The sequence below is a fragment of the Streptomyces sp. NBC_00400 genome (assembly GCF_036048035.1).
Taxonomy (GTDB): Bacteria; Actinomycetota; Actinomycetes; order Streptomycetales; family Streptomycetaceae; genus Streptomyces.
This window is the reverse complement of record NZ_CP107940.1, coordinates 8,060,727-8,075,859: the sequence shown is the minus strand read 5'-3', so window position 1 is coordinate 8,075,859 and position 15,133 is coordinate 8,060,727. Positions and strand designations below refer to the sequence as shown.

General features: G+C 68.5%; 15 protein-coding genes and 1 pseudogene. 13 read left to right on the top strand and 3 right to left on the bottom strand.

Going from position 1 to position 15,133, the window contains the following annotated elements; all coding sequences use genetic code 11:
- Positions 1-50: 50 nt before the first annotated feature.
- Together OHS81_RS35410 and OHS81_RS35405 are read left to right on the top strand one after the other, a co-directional pair.
- Positions 51-386, top strand: a complete 336-nt coding sequence (locus tag OHS81_RS35410; protein WP_328391662.1) for a lasso peptide biosynthesis B2 protein — start codon at positions 51-53, stop codon at positions 384-386.
- An 85-nt stretch (positions 387-471) separates the two neighbouring features.
- Complete coding sequence (locus OHS81_RS35405; RefSeq protein WP_328390170.1) at positions 472-1,503, top strand: protein-L-isoaspartate(D-aspartate) O-methyltransferase; 1,032 nt, start codon at positions 472-474, stop codon at positions 1,501-1,503.
- A 47-nt stretch (positions 1,504-1,550) separates the two neighbouring features.
- On the opposite strand, the pseudogene OHS81_RS35400 reads toward OHS81_RS35405, so the two are convergent.
- Positions 1,551-1,850: pseudogene (locus OHS81_RS35400) on the bottom strand (transposase); the annotation flags it as partial.
- A gap of 197 nt (positions 1,851-2,047) precedes the next feature.
- Between OHS81_RS35400 and OHS81_RS35395 the strand changes: the two are divergent.
- The 11 genes from OHS81_RS35395 (at position 2,048) to OHS81_RS35345 (ending at position 13,868) form a co-directional block, all read left to right on the top strand.
- Positions 2,048-2,488 (top strand): hypothetical protein, encoded by a 441-nt coding sequence (locus OHS81_RS35395; protein WP_328390168.1) that lies wholly within the window; start codon positions 2,048-2,050, stop codon positions 2,486-2,488.
- Positions 2,489-2,715: 227 nt separating this feature from the next.
- Entirely contained in the window at positions 2,716-4,545 is a 1,830-nt protein-coding gene (locus OHS81_RS35390) for a glycoside hydrolase family 15 protein (protein ID WP_328390167.1), read from the top strand.
- A 493-nt stretch (positions 4,546-5,038) separates the two neighbouring features.
- Positions 5,039-5,257, top strand: a complete 219-nt coding sequence (locus OHS81_RS35385; RefSeq protein ID WP_328390165.1) for a ferredoxin — start codon at positions 5,039-5,041, stop codon at positions 5,255-5,257.
- Positions 5,254-6,657 carry an NAD(P)/FAD-dependent oxidoreductase gene (locus tag OHS81_RS35380; protein ID WP_328391660.1) on the top strand — a complete coding sequence of 468 codons (1,404 nt, stop codon included), beginning with the start codon at positions 5,254-5,256 and terminating at the stop codon, positions 6,655-6,657. The genes OHS81_RS35385 and OHS81_RS35380 overlap by 4 nt, the downstream gene beginning before the upstream one ends.
- A gap of 61 nt (positions 6,658-6,718) precedes the next feature.
- Positions 6,719-7,984 (top strand): cytochrome P450, encoded by a 1,266-nt coding sequence (locus OHS81_RS35375; protein ID WP_328390163.1) that lies wholly within the window; start codon positions 6,719-6,721, stop codon positions 7,982-7,984.
- Positions 7,985-8,007: 23 nt separating this feature from the next.
- On the top strand, positions 8,008-9,054 hold the full coding sequence (locus OHS81_RS35370) for an NAD(P)-dependent alcohol dehydrogenase (protein ID WP_328390161.1): 1,047 nt from the start codon (positions 8,008-8,010) through the stop codon (positions 9,052-9,054).
- A gap of 202 nt (positions 9,055-9,256) precedes the next feature.
- The gene (locus tag OHS81_RS35365) at positions 9,257-10,249 is read left to right on the top strand and encodes a diacylglycerol/lipid kinase family protein (RefSeq protein ID WP_328390158.1); all 993 of its coding nucleotides are present in this window, start codon (positions 9,257-9,259) and stop codon (positions 10,247-10,249) included.
- A gap of 770 nt (positions 10,250-11,019) precedes the next feature.
- Entirely contained in the window at positions 11,020-11,223 is a 204-nt protein-coding gene (locus OHS81_RS35360; RefSeq protein WP_003973099.1) for a cold-shock protein, read from the top strand.
- Positions 11,224-11,565: 342 nt separating this feature from the next.
- On the top strand, positions 11,566-13,059 hold the full coding sequence (locus tag OHS81_RS35355) for a DEAD/DEAH box helicase (RefSeq protein WP_328390156.1): 1,494 nt from the start codon (positions 11,566-11,568) through the stop codon (positions 13,057-13,059).
- A gap of 46 nt (positions 13,060-13,105) precedes the next feature.
- Positions 13,106-13,510 carry a CBS domain-containing protein gene (locus OHS81_RS35350; protein ID WP_328390154.1) on the top strand — a complete coding sequence of 135 codons (405 nt, stop codon included), beginning with the start codon at positions 13,106-13,108 and terminating at the stop codon, positions 13,508-13,510.
- Between the two features lie 49 nt (positions 13,511-13,559).
- A complete protein-coding gene (locus tag OHS81_RS35345) occupies positions 13,560-13,868 on the top strand; it encodes an SCO5918 family protein (protein ID WP_328390152.1) in 309 nt (102 codons plus the stop codon).
- 105 nt (positions 13,869-13,973) lie between these two features.
- Here OHS81_RS35345 and OHS81_RS35340 read toward each other — a convergent pair whose 3' ends face one another.
- The gene (locus tag OHS81_RS35340; RefSeq protein ID WP_328390150.1) at positions 13,974-14,330 is read right to left on the bottom strand and encodes a hypothetical protein; all 357 of its coding nucleotides are present in this window, start codon (positions 14,328-14,330) and stop codon (positions 13,974-13,976) included.
- Between the two features lie 46 nt (positions 14,331-14,376).
- Positions 14,377-14,589, bottom strand: a complete 213-nt coding sequence (locus OHS81_RS35335) for a hypothetical protein (RefSeq protein ID WP_328390148.1) — start codon at positions 14,587-14,589, stop codon at positions 14,377-14,379.
- Positions 14,590-15,133 lie beyond the last annotated feature (544 nt).

Below are 15,133 nucleotides of genomic sequence, written 5' to 3'. Positions count from 1 at the left end.
TGACCTTCCTCGAACGCTGCGCCGCGGCGGCCGGCCTCGCGCTGGCCCTGGTGCTGCTGCGGCTGCCCTTCCGTCACACCCTCCGCGCCGTGCGCTGTGCCCGACGGGCCGGACGTCGGCCGCTGACCGCAGCGCAGGCGGAGGCACTGGTCGAGGCGGCGCGGCACACAAGTCGGCTGTGGCCGGGACGTGCCGCCTGCATGGAGACCTCGCTCGGCGCGGTCCTGGCCGCCGCCCTGCTCGGGCGCCGCCTGCACTGGAGTCTGGGCGTGCGGTTCGCCCCGCCGCCGGTGGAGTACCACGCCTGGGCCGAACTGCCCGAAGACGGCCCGGTGGGCGAGTACTCCGAGGCCGGCTGGCACCACCACACCGTCCTGACGATCTGACCTGTCCAAGGGCCCCGGGCGCCGTGTCCTTCACCCGCCCGGAGCAGTTGCCGCATACGCGTACCCAACCTCGAAGGAGTGAGCCGTGAACGCCGTCGCCCTGGCCGCCGAGCAGGTCCCCGAACGCCACTACACCCACCACGCAGGCCGCGGTCCGACGCCGCACCGCTCGAACCCGGTCGTCATCCACCGCGAACTAACCACCCTGGACCTGCAACCGCACATGCGGGTCGCCGAGTACGGCACGGGCTCCGGCTACTCCACCGAGCTGATCGCCCGGCTGGTGGGCGCCACCGGCGAGGTGACCAGCCTCGACATCGACGCCTACCTCACGCGCTGGGCCAACCTCATCCACCACGAGCGAGGCCTGGACAACGTCCGCTGCCACACCGCCGACGGTACGGCCGGCTTCAGTGAGCGGGCACCATACGACCGGGTGGTGGCCTGGTGCACCCCGCCGCTGCTGCCGAAAGCATGGACGGATCAGGTCGCCGACGACGGGCTGATCGTCACGCCGCTGCCGATCGCCGACGTGCCCAACATGACCGTCGTCGCCAAGGTCCGCGTCCGCGGCGGCGAGCCCGTGGCAGAGGCGGTGTTCACCGGGGGGTATATCGAGGCGACCGTCTCCCCCAAGGGCGACCTCGACCTTCCCGGCCGGTGGGTGGACTGGGAGAACCGCGTCCCCGGCCCCTCCTGGATCTCCCTCGCCTGGCGGGCACAGGACGACCGGCTGCACACCGGCGCCCGCACCACCCTGGACCGGCTGCTGAATGCTGCCCACACCGAGCCGTACGAGGGCGGAGACGTCGACGTCGACTGGCCCAGCTGGCGGACCTTCGCCGCTGCCCTCGGCACCCCACAGCTCACGATGGCCGGGCTCCGGCCGGACCTGTGGGCCAGCGGCCACTCCACAACCGAGACGGCCGCCGTGATTCAGCAGGACGGTGTGATCCTCGCCGACAGCCCCGACTCCCCCTCGCTTTCCGCCCTGCGGGACTGGCTCATGGCCTGGGAGAAGGCCGGCCGCCCGGCCCCTGAGAGCTACACCCCCACCCTCGTCCCCGCAGACGACGACCGGAGCACGGCTGGCTGGCACCTACGCCTGTCCCGCTGACCCGCCCACGAAAAGGACCAGATTCGGATCAGGGCCCCGGGGCCACGGCGGTGAGCAATAGGTGGAGCTCGGTGTCCCTTGGTGGCGAACTCCCGCTCGTCGGGGATCCGCGCCGCCCGGCAGCGATCCCAGTCGGACATCCAGGACTTGGGCAGATACAGCTCCCGGTCCACCAGGGCCCGGCCGTTGGACGAGGCGTAGGCGGCAAAGACACCGATCTGGCAGTTCCCGGTGCGGCCGGCTGTGCCGGAGTACTGGCGCTGCACTCCGGCTGAGACCGTGCCCTTCTTGAGGAACCCCGTGTCGTCGATGATCAGTACTCCATCGGGGTCCCCGAGTTGGGAAATCGACGATCTCGCAAGCACCCCAAAACCATGCGATGCGGAAAATAGCTCGCACCAACAAGTCAGCAAACTGTCAGCATCGTCCTCGCGATCTTGGCAGCTGACCTGCACTGCCACGGCTGGCCCCGCTCAGCAGAGCGTTGGCTCTGCCGCGACCGGTCCGGGACCGTGGTCGCGGCCAGGTGCTGTGGAGCAGTTGGTTGATCTGCATCGCCAACGACTCCACCCGCTACGACATCCACATCGTCCGCGAGCACCGACGCGGCCTGGTCCGCTACCACTTCGACACGGCGCACGTCGATCCTGAGGCATTCCGTCGCCGGCCAGCCGGTCAGCGCCAAGGGCAGATCGTCGTCGCCTGGTCGAGGCGCCGGACCTCGGCCAGCCAGCCAGTCAGTCCGGCATCGACCTGTGAGCTGCACGTGCCGCTGATGACGATTGTTGCCCTCGTCTGCGGTGCCGAGCTGCGGGATAAAGGATTGCGGTGCCGGGTGGGAGCCAGCTCTGTGCGGTTCGATCTTGCGTTTTCAGTGGTGGGTGGGTGCTGGGGGCCGAGGAAGATCGGAACGAATATCGGCTGGGATTCCCACAACGGCTGGGACCAGCCAGGGCGCAAAAGACACCTGCTCCGGCGTTTGTAGGACACTGGAGGTACAGGGACGCGGTTATTTCGCGGCCTCGATCCGAGGCACCGAAGCGGAAAGCCGCAACCGATCCGTCGGCGGGCCCTCGGTTCGCGATCATGGATGCCGCGGTCGAGGAATGCCGCGATGCCCACCGCGACCTGACCGGCCAGGTCATATCTCCACCGGATGGTGCGATCACAAGGGGCCGAGCAGGAGAGGCAGGAGTAAAGGGAGGTGCTGCGATGTCTGGAGCACCGGCACAGCGCAAGTCCGTCCGGTATCAGCCGATCGCTGAGCACGGCGTGATCGGGAATCTGCGCACGGTGGCGCTGGTGGGCACCGACGGCACCATCGACTGGTACTGCTGCCCCTCCTTCGACTCCCCGAGTGTCTTCGCGGCCATCCTGGATGCGGACCGGGGCGGGGCATTCGAGCTGGCTGCCACCGTGCCGGCCGGCACCAAACAGTTCTACTTCCCGGACACCAATGTGCTGATCACCCGCTTCTTCACCGAGGACGGGCTGGGGGAGATCCAGGACTTCATGCCCGTGGCGGACTCCGGCGCATCCGACCGCGACCGGCTGATCCGGCGGGTGGTGTGCGTCCGCGGAACGATCCCGTTCCGGGCTCGGGTGGCCCCCCGGTTCGGCTACGGCGCCCGCTCGCACACCGTACGGATGCTCGACCGGGCCGCCCTGTTTGCCTCCGAGGAGCTGACGCTGACGCTGACCGCCACGGTGCCGCTGGAGTACGACGAAAAGGACGTGTGGGCGGAGTTCGAACTCTCCCAGGGCGAGACCACGGTCTTCGCCCTGGAGCAGGTCAGCAGCGAGGCTCCGCCGCGCCGCTGCCCGCATGCCGAGGCCGAGGCCGAGCGGGAGTTCACCGCCACGGTCGCTTTCTGGCGGCGCTGGCTGAACCAGTCCCGCTACCGCGGCCGATGGCGGGAGATGGTGCACCGCTCCGCCCTCACCCTCAAGCTGCTCACCTACGCCCCCACCGGCGCGCTCGTGGCAGCCCCCACCACCAGCCTGCCCGAGCAGATCGGCGGCGGCCGCAACTGGGACTACCGCTACGTGTGGGTGCGCGACGCCGCGTTCGCCGTCTACGCCCTGCTCAGGCTCGGCTTCACCGAGGAGGCAGAGGCGTTCATGGGCTTCCTCACCCGGCACACCGACCGGCGTGGCCACGGACCGTCCGGCCCGTTGCAGGTCATGTACGGCATCGACGGGCGCACCGGGTTGCCCGAACGCGAGCTGTCCCACCTGGAGGGTTACCGGGGCTCGGCGCCCGTGCGGGTCGGCAACGGCGCGGCCACCCAGTTGCAGCTCGACATCTACGGCGCCCTGCTCGACTCCGTCTATCTGTACGACAAGTGGTGCCGGCCCATCTCCAGCGGCCACTGGCGCGCGGTGTGCGCACTGGTGGACTGGGTCTGTGAGCACTGGGACCAGCCGGACGAGGGTGTGTGGGAGACCCGTGGCGGGCGCAAGAAGTTCCTCTACTCCCACCTGATGTGCTGGGTGGCCATCGATCGCGCCATCCGCATCGCCCAGCACCGCAGCCTCCCCGCCGAGCTCGGCCGCTGGGGGCCGGTCCGGGACGCGATCTACTGGCGGATCATGGACAAGGGCTGGTCGCCGGCCCGGCAGGCGTTCGTCCAGCACGAGGACGGCGACGTGCTGGACGCCGCGGTGCTGATGATGCCGCTGACCAAGTTCGTCTCCCCCAGCGACCCCGTATGGCTCTCCACCCTCGACACCCTTGGCGACGAACTGGTCTCCGACTCTCTGGTCTGGCGCTACGACCCCAAGGCCAGCCCGGACGGTCTGGAAGGCGAGGAGGGCACCTTCTCCATCTGTTCCTTCTGGTATGTCGAGGCCCTCACACGTGCGGGGCGCCTGAACGAAGCCCGCCTGGCCTTCGAGAAGATGCTCACCTACGCCAACCACCTCGGCCTGTACGCGGAAGAGATCAGCCACACCGGAGAGCAACAGGGCAACTTCCCCCAGGCTTTCACCCACCTTGCCCTGATCAGCGCCGCCTTCAATCTCGACCGCGCCCTGGGGTGACCTGCCACGCTCCGTGTTCCGTCCGGTAGCCGTTCAGCCCAACGAGCCTCGAGGGTGGTGACCGGGCGTGCAAGACGTGATCAGCGGCTTCAGCCGGCTCGGTCGGCCGGGGCCGCATTGTCGCCACAAATGCTCATGACCACGGCGGCCGCTTCCCTGCGGGCAGGCACTCCGGAAGCCCCCGGACCTGCACGAACCGGTCAGTGATCAAGCACCACAGCTGCCCTGAGAGATGGTTTCTGTAACAGCGCATTTGCGGTCGTCGGAAGACAGGGGGACCATTTTTTTAGGGGGTAACGGCCGGGCAAAGCGTGATGCCGATGCCATCGGATGTGTACCGCGGCCTTCAGACCGTGACGCTCACCAGCAGTAAGCATCACCGCGAATCTACCGCCGTGGCGAAGAAGATCGAACATGCGGGTGCTCAGCCGGTGGCGTCGGCGGGGCGACGGGTGGGTTGTCCAGCTGGGCGGCGATCGGAAGGAGTCTGCCCATGCGCATCGCCGTGGACTTGAATCGGTGCCAGGGATACGCACAATGCGTGTATTTGGCGCACGAGGACTTCAGATTGACTGGCCAGGAGGCGCTCACCTACGAGCCCAATCCCGATGACGAGCGGCGCCTGCAGGTTGAGCGGGCCGCTGCGGCGTGTCCGGTGCAGGCGATCGTGATCGACCGCTTGGACGGCGCGAAGGGGAGCGCGAAATCATGACCGTGCCGGCAACGGTCGCAGGGCTGGTGCGCGAGTTCAGAGCCAACGGCCGGATCGTCATCGTCGGTGCGTCCCTGGCCGGACTGCGGGCTGGCGAAGCCCTGCGTGAGGCGGGCTTCTCCGGGTCTTTGACCATCATCGGGGACGAGCCGTACGAGCCCTACGACCGTCCCCCGCTGTCCAAGCAGGTGCTCAAAGGCTGGGTACCGGCCGACCACACCAAGCTGCCCCGCCTGCGAGAAGTGAATGCGCAGTGGCGGCTCGGGGTGACCGCCACCGGGTTGGACCGGGCCGCCAAGCAGGTGCGCCTGGCCGACGGCGAGCAGATCCCGTACGACCGGTTGCTGATCGCCACGGGCACCCGGGCGCGACAGTGGCCGAACCCGGACGAGGCAGCCCTGGACGGGGTCTACTCGCTGCGCTCGCGTGATGATGCCGCGCAGCTGCAAAAGGCGCTGGCCGCGCCGCCGTCGCGGGTCATGGTCATCGGCGCCGGGTTCATCGGTTCGGAAGTGGCCTCGGTCTGCCGGGAACTCGATCTCCCGGTGACCGTCGTCGAGCGGGGCTCGGCGCCACTGGTCGGCGCGCTCGGCGGGGTGATCGGTGAGATCGCCGCGGAGATGCAGCGCGACCACGGGGTGGACCTGCGCTGCGGGATGGGCGTGTCGTCACTGGAGGGCGACTCCGGCGGACACGTGCGGCGTGTTCATCTCTCGGACGGAACCACCGTCGACGCCGACGTGGTGGTGGCCTCGCTGGGGTCGATCCGCAACGTGGAATGGCTGGAGGGCGCCGGGCTGGCGTCCGGTTTCTGGGGCGTCGGCTGCGACGCCGGCGGTCGCGCCTTCGACATCAACGGCGTGGTCACCGACAGCATTTGGGTGGCAGGCGACGTGGCGCGCGCGCCACACGTGCTGTACGAGTACCAGTTCCTCGCGATGGAGCACTGGGACAATGCCGTTCTCGGCGCCGAGGCCGCGGCCCACAACATGGTGAACCTTGAGCCCCACTATCGCCCGCATCTATTGCTGCCCGGCTTCTGGTCCGGTCAGTTCGGCGTCAACATCAAGTCCGTCGGCGTGCCGCCTTTCGGCGACGAGATCGTCTTCACGCAGGGGTCCGTCAAGGAGCGCCACTTCGCCGCCGCCTACGGTCGCCGGGGCCGCATCGTCGCCGCCGTCACCTTCGATCACGGCAAGTGGCTGGAGTACTACGGGAAGCTGATCGAGCAATCCGGTCCGTTCCCGCCTCCGCCGCCGGGCTGGGACCAGCCCCCCGACATGAAGCCGATGCCGGCCGAGTTCCCGCAACCCGGCGTCCCGACAGCGCTCCCCGACGTCGTCCTGACCGGCCACGACCCGAGCGAGCGGGGGGCCGAGTTCCGGCCGCGCCCTCGTTGACGCGCCCGCCGGGTCGGGCGTGCAAACGGACAGCAACGACAGGAGGAAGGAGGGGAGGCTCGTGGTCGAGGAAACCCCCTGGCAGCAGGCCCTCCGCTATGCCAACCGCGCCAATCCCTACCCGTTCTACGAGGAACTCCGCAGGACGCCGGTGGCGCGGCAGCCGGACGGCACCTACGTCGTCAGCACCTACCAAGAGATCGTCGCGCTGCTGCACGACCCCCGGGTCAGTTCGGATGTCAGGAAACTCCCCGCCTCCGCTGCGGCCCCGGCCGAGGGCTCGACGGAGGCCGAACTGATCACGGAGACGGTCATCTTGGAGCCGAACATCATCACCCAGGACCCACCCGAGCACGACCGGGATCGCCGGATGATGACGCCGCATTTCGTCGGCCCGCCCCATTCCCCTCACCTGATCTCCGACCTGGAGCCCGAGATCCGCCGCATCGTGGACGGCCTGCTGGACAACATGCAGGGCAAGTCCCGGATCGATGCCGTCGACGAGTTCGCCTACCCCCTGCCGGTGACCGTGATCTGCAAAATCCTGGGCGTGCCACTGGAAGACGAGCCACGCTTCCACGGCTGGATCGAGACGGCCCTGGATGCTTTGGACTTCGGCCCCGAGGCTGCCTCCGAGGAGATAGAGAGCCGACGGGCCGGGGGTCGTCAGGCCGTGGAGGAGTTCGGGCAGTTCGCAGCTGAGCTGCTCGACCGGTACGCCCAGCAGCCCGGCCCGGGCATGCTCTCGGCGATGGTGAACGAGGACGGCCCGGAGGGACGGATGCCCAAGGGCGTGCTCGTGAGCAATGCCTTGCTCCTGATCTTCGCCGGGCATGAAACCACGGTCAATCTCATCGCCCACAGCGTGCTCACCCTGCTGCGGCACCCCGACGCGCTCGAAAAGCTGCGCCGCCGGCCCGAGCTGATCGTGCCCGGCGTCGAGGAGTTGCTGCGCTACGAGTCATCGGTCCAGTTCTGGCACACCCGCTCCGCCGTGGAAGACATCGACATCGCAGGCACCACCATCCCGAAGGGCGCGCCGATCTTCCTGGCCTACGGCTCGGCCAACCGCGACCCGAAACGGTTCGCCCACCCCGACGAGCTTGACCTCGAACGCCGGGACAACCAGCACCTCGGATTCAGCCAGGGCATCCACTTCTGCTTCGGCGCTCCGCTCGCGCGGCTCGAGGTCCAGGTCGCGGTCGCCGAGTTCATCCGCCGGGTGGAAAACCCCCGGCTCGTCGCGGACCCACCGCCGTACCGCCACAACCAGATATTCCGCGGCCCACGCCACGTCCTGGTCGACATCGACGGCATCCGCGACTGACTCGGCATGCGTAAAGGATCGCTATGCGAGCTTTTCAACTGGTCGGATGGCAGCAACCGCCCGAGCTGCGCGAGGTGCCAGTGCCCGAACCCGGGCCGGGACAGGTCCTGCTGAAGGTCGGGGGCGCCGGTGCGTGCCACTCAGATCTGCACCTCATGCAGGCACCCGGACCACCACCCGGATTCGCCACGGAACTGCCCTTCACACTCGGCCATGAGAATGCGGGATGGGTGGAAAGGCCGGGACCGGGTGTCACCGGATTCGCGCCCGGAGACCCTGTGATGGTCTATGGCCCCTGGGGCTGTGGGACGTGCGCCAACTGCCGGGAGGGCCGGGAGAACTACTGCCAGAAGGTCAGTGGTCAGGGCGGAGGCCTGGGAGGAGGTCACGACGGCGGAATGGCTGAGTACCTGCTGGTCCCGGCGGCGCGATTCCTGATCCCGCTGGGCACCCTCGACCCCCGCCAGGCCGCCCCGCTCAGCGACGCGGGGCTGACCAGCTATCACGCCGTCAAGCGATCGGTGCACCTGCTGGGCCCGGGCTCGACCGCGGTGGTGATCGGGGCCGGCGGTCTGGGCCAGATGGCCATCCAGATAGTGCGAGCGCTCAGCGCGGCGACCACCGTCGTCGCCGTGGACACCGATGCCGGCAAGCTCGAAACCGCCAAGCGCATGGGCGCGGACGAGGTGCTGCTATCGGGCGGGGAGGCGGTCACGCGCATCAAGGACATGACGGGGCAGCAGGGCGCTCAGCTCGTGCTGGACATGGTCGGCATAGACCCGACTCTGCGCATGGCTGCTCAGGTGGCCAGGGTGCTGGGCCACCTGACCATCGTCGGCCTCGGCGGCGGAGCCCTGCCCGTCAACTTCTCGAGCCCGCCGCACGAGTGCTCAGTCGCCTCGCCCTACTGGGGCTCCCTTCCCGAACTGATGGAAGTGATCACCCTCGCCCAGCAGCAAAAGATCAAGATGCTGCTCGAGCCCTTCCCCTTGGAACGCGCCAACGAGGCATACCAGCTCCTGCACGACGGCAAGATCCAAGGACGCGCCGTCATCACCCCCCACCCATGAGTACTCTCACCAAGGCGACCGGGCCGGTGCCGGAAGCCGTAACTGCCGGAGGAAACGCCATGAAGGCTGTGGCCGGCGCGATCGCTGGACCGGGCCGGTGGCAGACGGCACAGCCAGCAGCGGGCGTGGTAACGGCAGCTGCGCCGGCGCCTGTGACTGTGACGAGCGCCGGGCTGATGAACGCGGCCTGTCGGCGCTTGCCATGACCGAGAACGCGTCCCGACCGGTGGCCGCCGCACTGCGGCCGTATCTGATCGTGAATCCCCGCTCGGGAGGAGGGAAGGCGAGCCGGTTCCAGATCGCGGAAAAGGCCCGTGAGCTGGGGGCTCAGGTTCTCCTGCTCGATCCTTCCCAGCCCCAGGACCTCACGACTGTCGCCCGACGCGCGGTGGATGACGGTGCGGATCTGCTGGGGGTGGCCGCCGGAGACGGCACGCAGGCACTCGTCGCCGGCGTGGCTGCGAAGAGCGGTCTTCCTTTCGTGGTCATTCCGGCCGGCACCCGCAACCACTTCGCGATGGACCTCGGCCTGGACCGTGACGACCCGTCGGCCGCGCTGGAGGCCCTCACCGACGGCGTCGAACTGTGCGTGGATCTCGGGTTCGCAGGCGAGCGGGTGTTCGTCAACAACGTGTCGTTCGGTGCCTATGCCGCCCTGGTACAGGACCCGGCCTATCGGGACGACAAGATCGGCACGACGGTGCGGATCCTCCCGGAATACCTGGCCCGCCACGAGGCCCCGGAGTTGGTGGTACGCGCCGGGCTGCTCACTGTGGACCGGCCTGATGCCGTGCTGGTGAGCAACAACCCCTACCGGGCCGATGACCCGGCCGGGCTCGGCAGGCGTGCACAACTGGACTCCGGGCTTCTGGGGGTACTGGCCGCCAGGGCGGAGACGCCCGCCGAGACGGCCGCCCGGCTGCGAGACGGGCAGACACACGGCCTGACCAATCTGGCCACCTCTGAAGAGGTTCTCGTCGAGGCCGACATCCCGTTCATCCCCGTCGGGCTGGACGGTGAAGCCGTCACCCTGCCGACTCCCGTGCGGTGCCGGATCAGCCCCGGGACGCTACGGGTACGGGTTCCCCGCCATCGTCCGGGCGTCGCGCCCACCGGGCGGCCGCCGGGCAGGGGCGCCATCCGCCGGGCGGCCTCGGCTGTCGGGCGAGCTGTTCACGGCCGTCATGCCGGCTGACGGAAGCCGAACCGGGCAGAGCGCGGACTTCCGCCGACCGGATCGAAACCGCACACCGCTATCTGGCCACACTGCTCGGTGGCCTGCGAGCCACACCACCGAACGCGTGAGATGTCTCCCGTGTCACCGCCCCGGGTGGTCCCGGCGCACTCCGCCGGCGCCGGGTACTTCCGATCGCCTGCGGTCTGCTCCGGCCTGCCCATCAACGTCCGGCAGGCTTGCAGGCTGCGCTCAAGGGAGCACAGATCGACTCCCATTGATCGCCAGGGGGCGAGACCTGGCAGGCAGGATCCTCGAACCCTCCTCAACTCGAAGGACCGGAGCGTCTCTGCGAACGAGGCGTTCAGGAACCGGCAGGCGCACCGGCAGACCGTGCTCGCCTGCCTCGCGGAGCACTCACGGGGCTCGCAAAACGATCGCGGCCGCCCGTGCCTGCCTACGCTGAGTACACCCCAGCGCCCTTCCGGAAACGTTGCGCTCCGGGGAATCAATATCTATTTCCGCGAAGTGAGAGTTTAGCGGGGTCACGCACGCAGAGTTTTTGCCGCAACGAACAGCATGAAATTATGCAGCGTACACAGGCCGTCCCAGTGTGCTACTGTCGTTCTCAGTTGCAGTTGTGGTTCCCAAAACTTCAAGTGCCCCCATTCGGCTCCTGCCGGTGAGAGCGCTTTTGTATTTCCGGTCATTTTCCGGGCGGGGTAATCATCGCGGCGACACGGCGTCCGCGCAGTGCGGATTCCGCTGTACTGCCCCAAAGGAGATATGACATGGCTGCTGGTACCGTGAAGTGGTTCAACGCGGAAAAGGGCTTCGGCTTCATCGAGCAGGACGGTGGCGGCGCTGACGTGTTCGCCCACTACTCGAACATCGCCGCCCAGGGCTTCCGTGAGCTGCTCGAAGGCCAGAAGGTGAACTTCGACATCGCGCAGGGCCAGAAGGGCCCGACGGCCGAGAACATCGTTCCGGCCTGACGCTGACGCACACTTTGTAGCTGGGGCCCGCATCCTTCGGGGTGCGGGCCCCAGCTGCACGCATTTCCCGCAGCGGTTTCACCTGCGGGACGACTCGGAGGAATCCGCAGTCTCACCACGCGCGGACCCTTCAGGGATGCAGGCGCATCCTGAAGAGCTATACCGCAGTCGACGCCCGAATTTTATGCCCCCGCCGCGTCTCCCATTTCAGCACCCGCGCCCGCGCAGATTTCCGCCGGCCGGACCTGCTTTCTTTTACCATCGGTCCATACTTGTAATTCCCCGTGCCGCTCATCGCTGGCGGGAATTCCTTGATATGCGCCGCATCGAGGAAGGTTCCGCATGAACCGCACACGCACGAACGACCACTCCGCCCGCACCCGTAATGGCAGTGCCGACGCCGGAAAGGGCGGCAGCCGCTTCGGGTCGCCGGCACCGCGCCGTTCCGGCGGGACGGCCCGTTCCGGCGGTTACGGCCGCCGGCCCGCCGCAGTGCAGGGTGAGTTCGCGCTCCCCAAGACGATCACCCCTGCGCTGCCTGCCGTGGAGGGCTTTGCCGGTCTCGGCATGCCTGAGCAACTACTGGCCGAACTCGGCAAGCAGGGCGTGACCGCGCCGTTCCCGATCCAGGGCGCGACGCTGCCGAACTCTCTGGCGGGCCGTGACGTCCTGGGCCGCGGGCGCACCGGTTCCGGCAAGACCCTTGCCTTCGGCCTCGCCCTGCTCGCCCGCACCGCCGGACAGCGTGCTGAGTCCCGCCAGCCGCTGGGGCTGATCCTCGTACCGACGCGTGAGCTGGCGCAGCAGGTGTCCGACGCGCTCACTCCGTACGCCCGCTCGGTCAAGCTGCGGATGGCCACGGTGGTGGGCGGGATGTCGATCGGTAAGCAGGCCGGCGCGCTGCGAGGCGGGGCCGAGGTCGCCGTCGCGACCCCGGGCCGGCTCAAGGACCTCATCGACCGTGGCGACTGCCGGCTGAACCAGGTGGGCATCACGGTGCTGGACGAGGCTGACCAGACGGCTGACATGGGTTTCATGCCGCAGGTCACCGCGTTGCTCGACCAGGTGCGTCCGGAGGGGCAGCGGATGCTGTTCTCCGCCACTTTGGACCGTAACGTCGACCTGCTGGTGCGGCGTTATCTGACCGACCCCGTCGTGCATTCGGTCGACCCGTCGGCCGGTGCGGTCACGACGATGGAGCACCACGTCCTGCACGTCCACGGCGCCGACAAGCACGCCGCCACGACCGAGATCGCCGCCCGCGACGGCCGCGTGATCATGTTCCTGGACACCAAGCACGCCGTCGACCGGCTGACCCAGGACCTGCTCAACAGCGGGGTCCGGGCCGCCGCGCTGCACGGCGGCAAGTCGCAGCCGCAGCGCACCCGCACCCTGACGCAGTTCAAGTCCGGTCATGTGACGGTGCTGGTGGCCACCAACGTCGCCGCCCGCGGCATCCACGTCGACAACCTCGACCTCGTCGTCAACGTCGACCCGCCCACCGACCACAAGGACTACCTCCACCGCGGCGGCCGTACCGCCCGCGCCGGCGAGTCCGGCAGCGTCGTCACGCTGGTCACACCGAACCAGCGCCGAGGCATGGTCCGCCTCATGTCGGACGCCGGTATCCGGCCGCAGACCACCCAGATCCGCTCGGGCGAAGAGGCCCTGAGCCGGATCACCGGCGCTCAGGCCCCGTCCGGCATCCCGGTCGTCATCACCGCCCCGGTGGCCGAACGTCCCAAGCGCAGTGCCTCCTCCCGAGGCCGGCGCCGCCCCTCTTCGGCGACCCGGCGCGAGCCCGTACGCCAGTCCGTCTTCGATGCGGTGGCCTAGAACCTTCGTGATCAGGAAGCTGACCCATCTCTGCAGGAGGCACCTTTTGTCGCTGGTTCAGATGCAGCCCCGCCCGGCAAGCGCCAACCCCGTGCACAGGACGGTGGTTGAGGTCATGGACGCGGCCGGACCGCAGGTCTGTGACGACATGAGCGTCGAGGTGGCGCTGGCCGTCATGGCCGCCGCCCGCACGGGTCGACTGGCTGTTTGCGACCAGGACGGCCAGTGCACAGGCCTGGTCACCCGAACCGACCTCACCGCCGTCCGCGGCAGCTCCGCTTACACGGACCGCGTCCGGCTGCGCGACATCCTCGGCGACCACGGGTCGTTCACCTCAGCCGTGACCACTGCGGCCGAAGCCGAGCCCGTGATGCGCTCCCGTCGGCTCGGTGCCCCGCCGGTGGCCGGCGAGCAAGGCAGCGTCCTGGGCATCCTCGCCCTCTCCCGCTGAACCGTCTCTGCCTGGTCGGACCGTTCTCCCCTTCTCGCTGTGAGGTCACATGCGCTGCATCATCGCCCGCTTCCCCTTCGAGCTCACCAAGAGCGGCGTGCTGGAATCGATGAAGGGCATCAAGCCCGAACCGGACGCCGGCGAAACGGTGACCATCGGCCGCCGCCACTACCCCGTCAAGCAAGTCGGCCAGGTCATCACCCGCCAGGACCGCCGTGACTTCAGCGCCGCCGAAGTCCTCCGGGCCATGACTCAGCTCGGCTTCACCTGCCGCCCCCTCCCCAAGGCCGCACCCGTACGCATCCTCAGCCCGCTCCAGCAAGCCTCCGCGATGCTCGGCACCCCCGTCTCCGTCTGACCGAGGGAACAGTCACGAGCCGACACCTGTACGCGGTGTGGGCCCGACCGGCGCGCGCCGGTCGGGCCCACACCGCGTACAGCGGGTTCTCCTCGCAGTGGTTGCTCAGCGGTCGGAATAGCTGAAGTCGCCCACGGTCCAGGCGCTGACGTCCTCGATCGCGACGCGGTACATCCCGCCCGTCTCCGGGATCCCGACCGTGCCCTGCAGGATCCGGGCGACATGGAAGTGCAGGTGCGTAGGCGGCCCGTTCGTCGCGGGGGTGTCGAAGACGGCGGAGAACTCGCCCAAGCGGTCCGAATCCCTCAGTACCTCAGACACCCTCTGCCGCCACACTGCTTCGGGAGCCAGCCGACCGGTGAGGACAGCACCACCGGTGACCACGGTCAGGGACATCTGATTGCTCTGCCGGGACTCCACCAGGGCGGCGACGTCAACCAGCAGCTCGTCAGGCTTCGACATGAGGCAGATTATATTTACCGGCCATCCGGCAGCTTGAGCGGTGGCGCTACCGGGCAAGACGGGCGCTTATGGTCTTGCCGTCGGAGGCCCGGCGGGTGACCGCGGTGGCGTGGGTGAGGCGGTTGACCATGGGCCAGAGAGAGGCCGCGGGCCGAAGAATCGGATCCTCGTCGAGGCGCTGACGCGGCAGCAGGAGCGCCAGTCCCCGAATCGCGGCACCAGCGCCGACGTGCACCGCTTCCACGAGCTGCTCGGTCATCGGGCCAGGACCGTCAAGGCCAGCGCAGGCCCTCGTGCCACGCCCGTCACCGGCCGACCCGTCGGGGTGATACGGCCGGAAGCATGAATGCACAGTGGTGGCCAGGGCCTGTCGACGGTAGCCGTGACGCCGTCGGCGGCGCCCCGGGAATCCCGACGGGCTGCGCGGCTGTGGGTCACTCCGGGCGCCGGACCTGAGCTTCGGGGCTGCCGCGACCATCCATGGACCAGTCGAGGCGAGTTACCTCACCTTCGAGCGTCTAGAAATCTATACCCGCTGGAGTAGACATTGAGTGGTGGTCTGGTTATGGTTTCTCTCGTAGCCGAGATCGAGCGAGGCCCGGCAGAGATGAACTGCCGGGCAGCAGTACACGTAGTTCGCAGGACGGTGCGGTGGTGGAGTTCCGAAGCCAGGGTTGTCGCAGGACGGTGACGGGACTGACGACCGGACCGGGTGGCCCGCAGTGATCAGGGGCCGCCGTGAGCAGTACCGCAGCTGACGCAGTGCCAGTTCAGCAGTTGCGGTTGCCGGTACCAGCAGTGCA

Bases quoted from the DNA above. Each gene is read 5' to 3' on its own strand.
- OHS81_RS35380 (WP_328391660.1), top strand. From the start codon at position 5,254: ATGACCGTGCCGGCAACGGTCGCAGGGCTGGTGCGCGAGTTCAGAGCC.
- OHS81_RS35335 (WP_328390148.1), bottom strand. From the start codon at position 14,589: ATGACCGAGCAGCTCGTGGAAGCGGTGCACGTCGGCGCTGGTGCCGCG.
- OHS81_RS35340 (WP_328390150.1), bottom strand. From the start codon at position 14,330: ATGTCGAAGCCTGACGAGCTGCTGGTTGACGTCGCCGCCCTGGTGGAG.
- OHS81_RS35370 (WP_328390161.1), top strand. From the start codon at position 8,008: ATGCGAGCTTTTCAACTGGTCGGATGGCAGCAACCGCCCGAGCTGCGC.
- OHS81_RS35355 (WP_328390156.1), top strand. From the start codon at position 11,566: ATGAACCGCACACGCACGAACGACCACTCCGCCCGCACCCGTAATGGC.
- OHS81_RS35390 (WP_328390167.1), top strand. From the start codon at position 2,716: ATGTCTGGAGCACCGGCACAGCGCAAGTCCGTCCGGTATCAGCCGATC.
- OHS81_RS35385 (WP_328390165.1), top strand. From the start codon at position 5,039: ATGCGCATCGCCGTGGACTTGAATCGGTGCCAGGGATACGCACAATGC.
- OHS81_RS35365 (WP_328390158.1), top strand. From the start codon at position 9,257: ATGACCGAGAACGCGTCCCGACCGGTGGCCGCCGCACTGCGGCCGTAT.
- OHS81_RS35345 (WP_328390152.1), top strand. From the start codon at position 13,560: ATGCGCTGCATCATCGCCCGCTTCCCCTTCGAGCTCACCAAGAGCGGC.
- OHS81_RS35360 (WP_003973099.1), top strand. From the start codon at position 11,020: ATGGCTGCTGGTACCGTGAAGTGGTTCAACGCGGAAAAGGGCTTCGGC.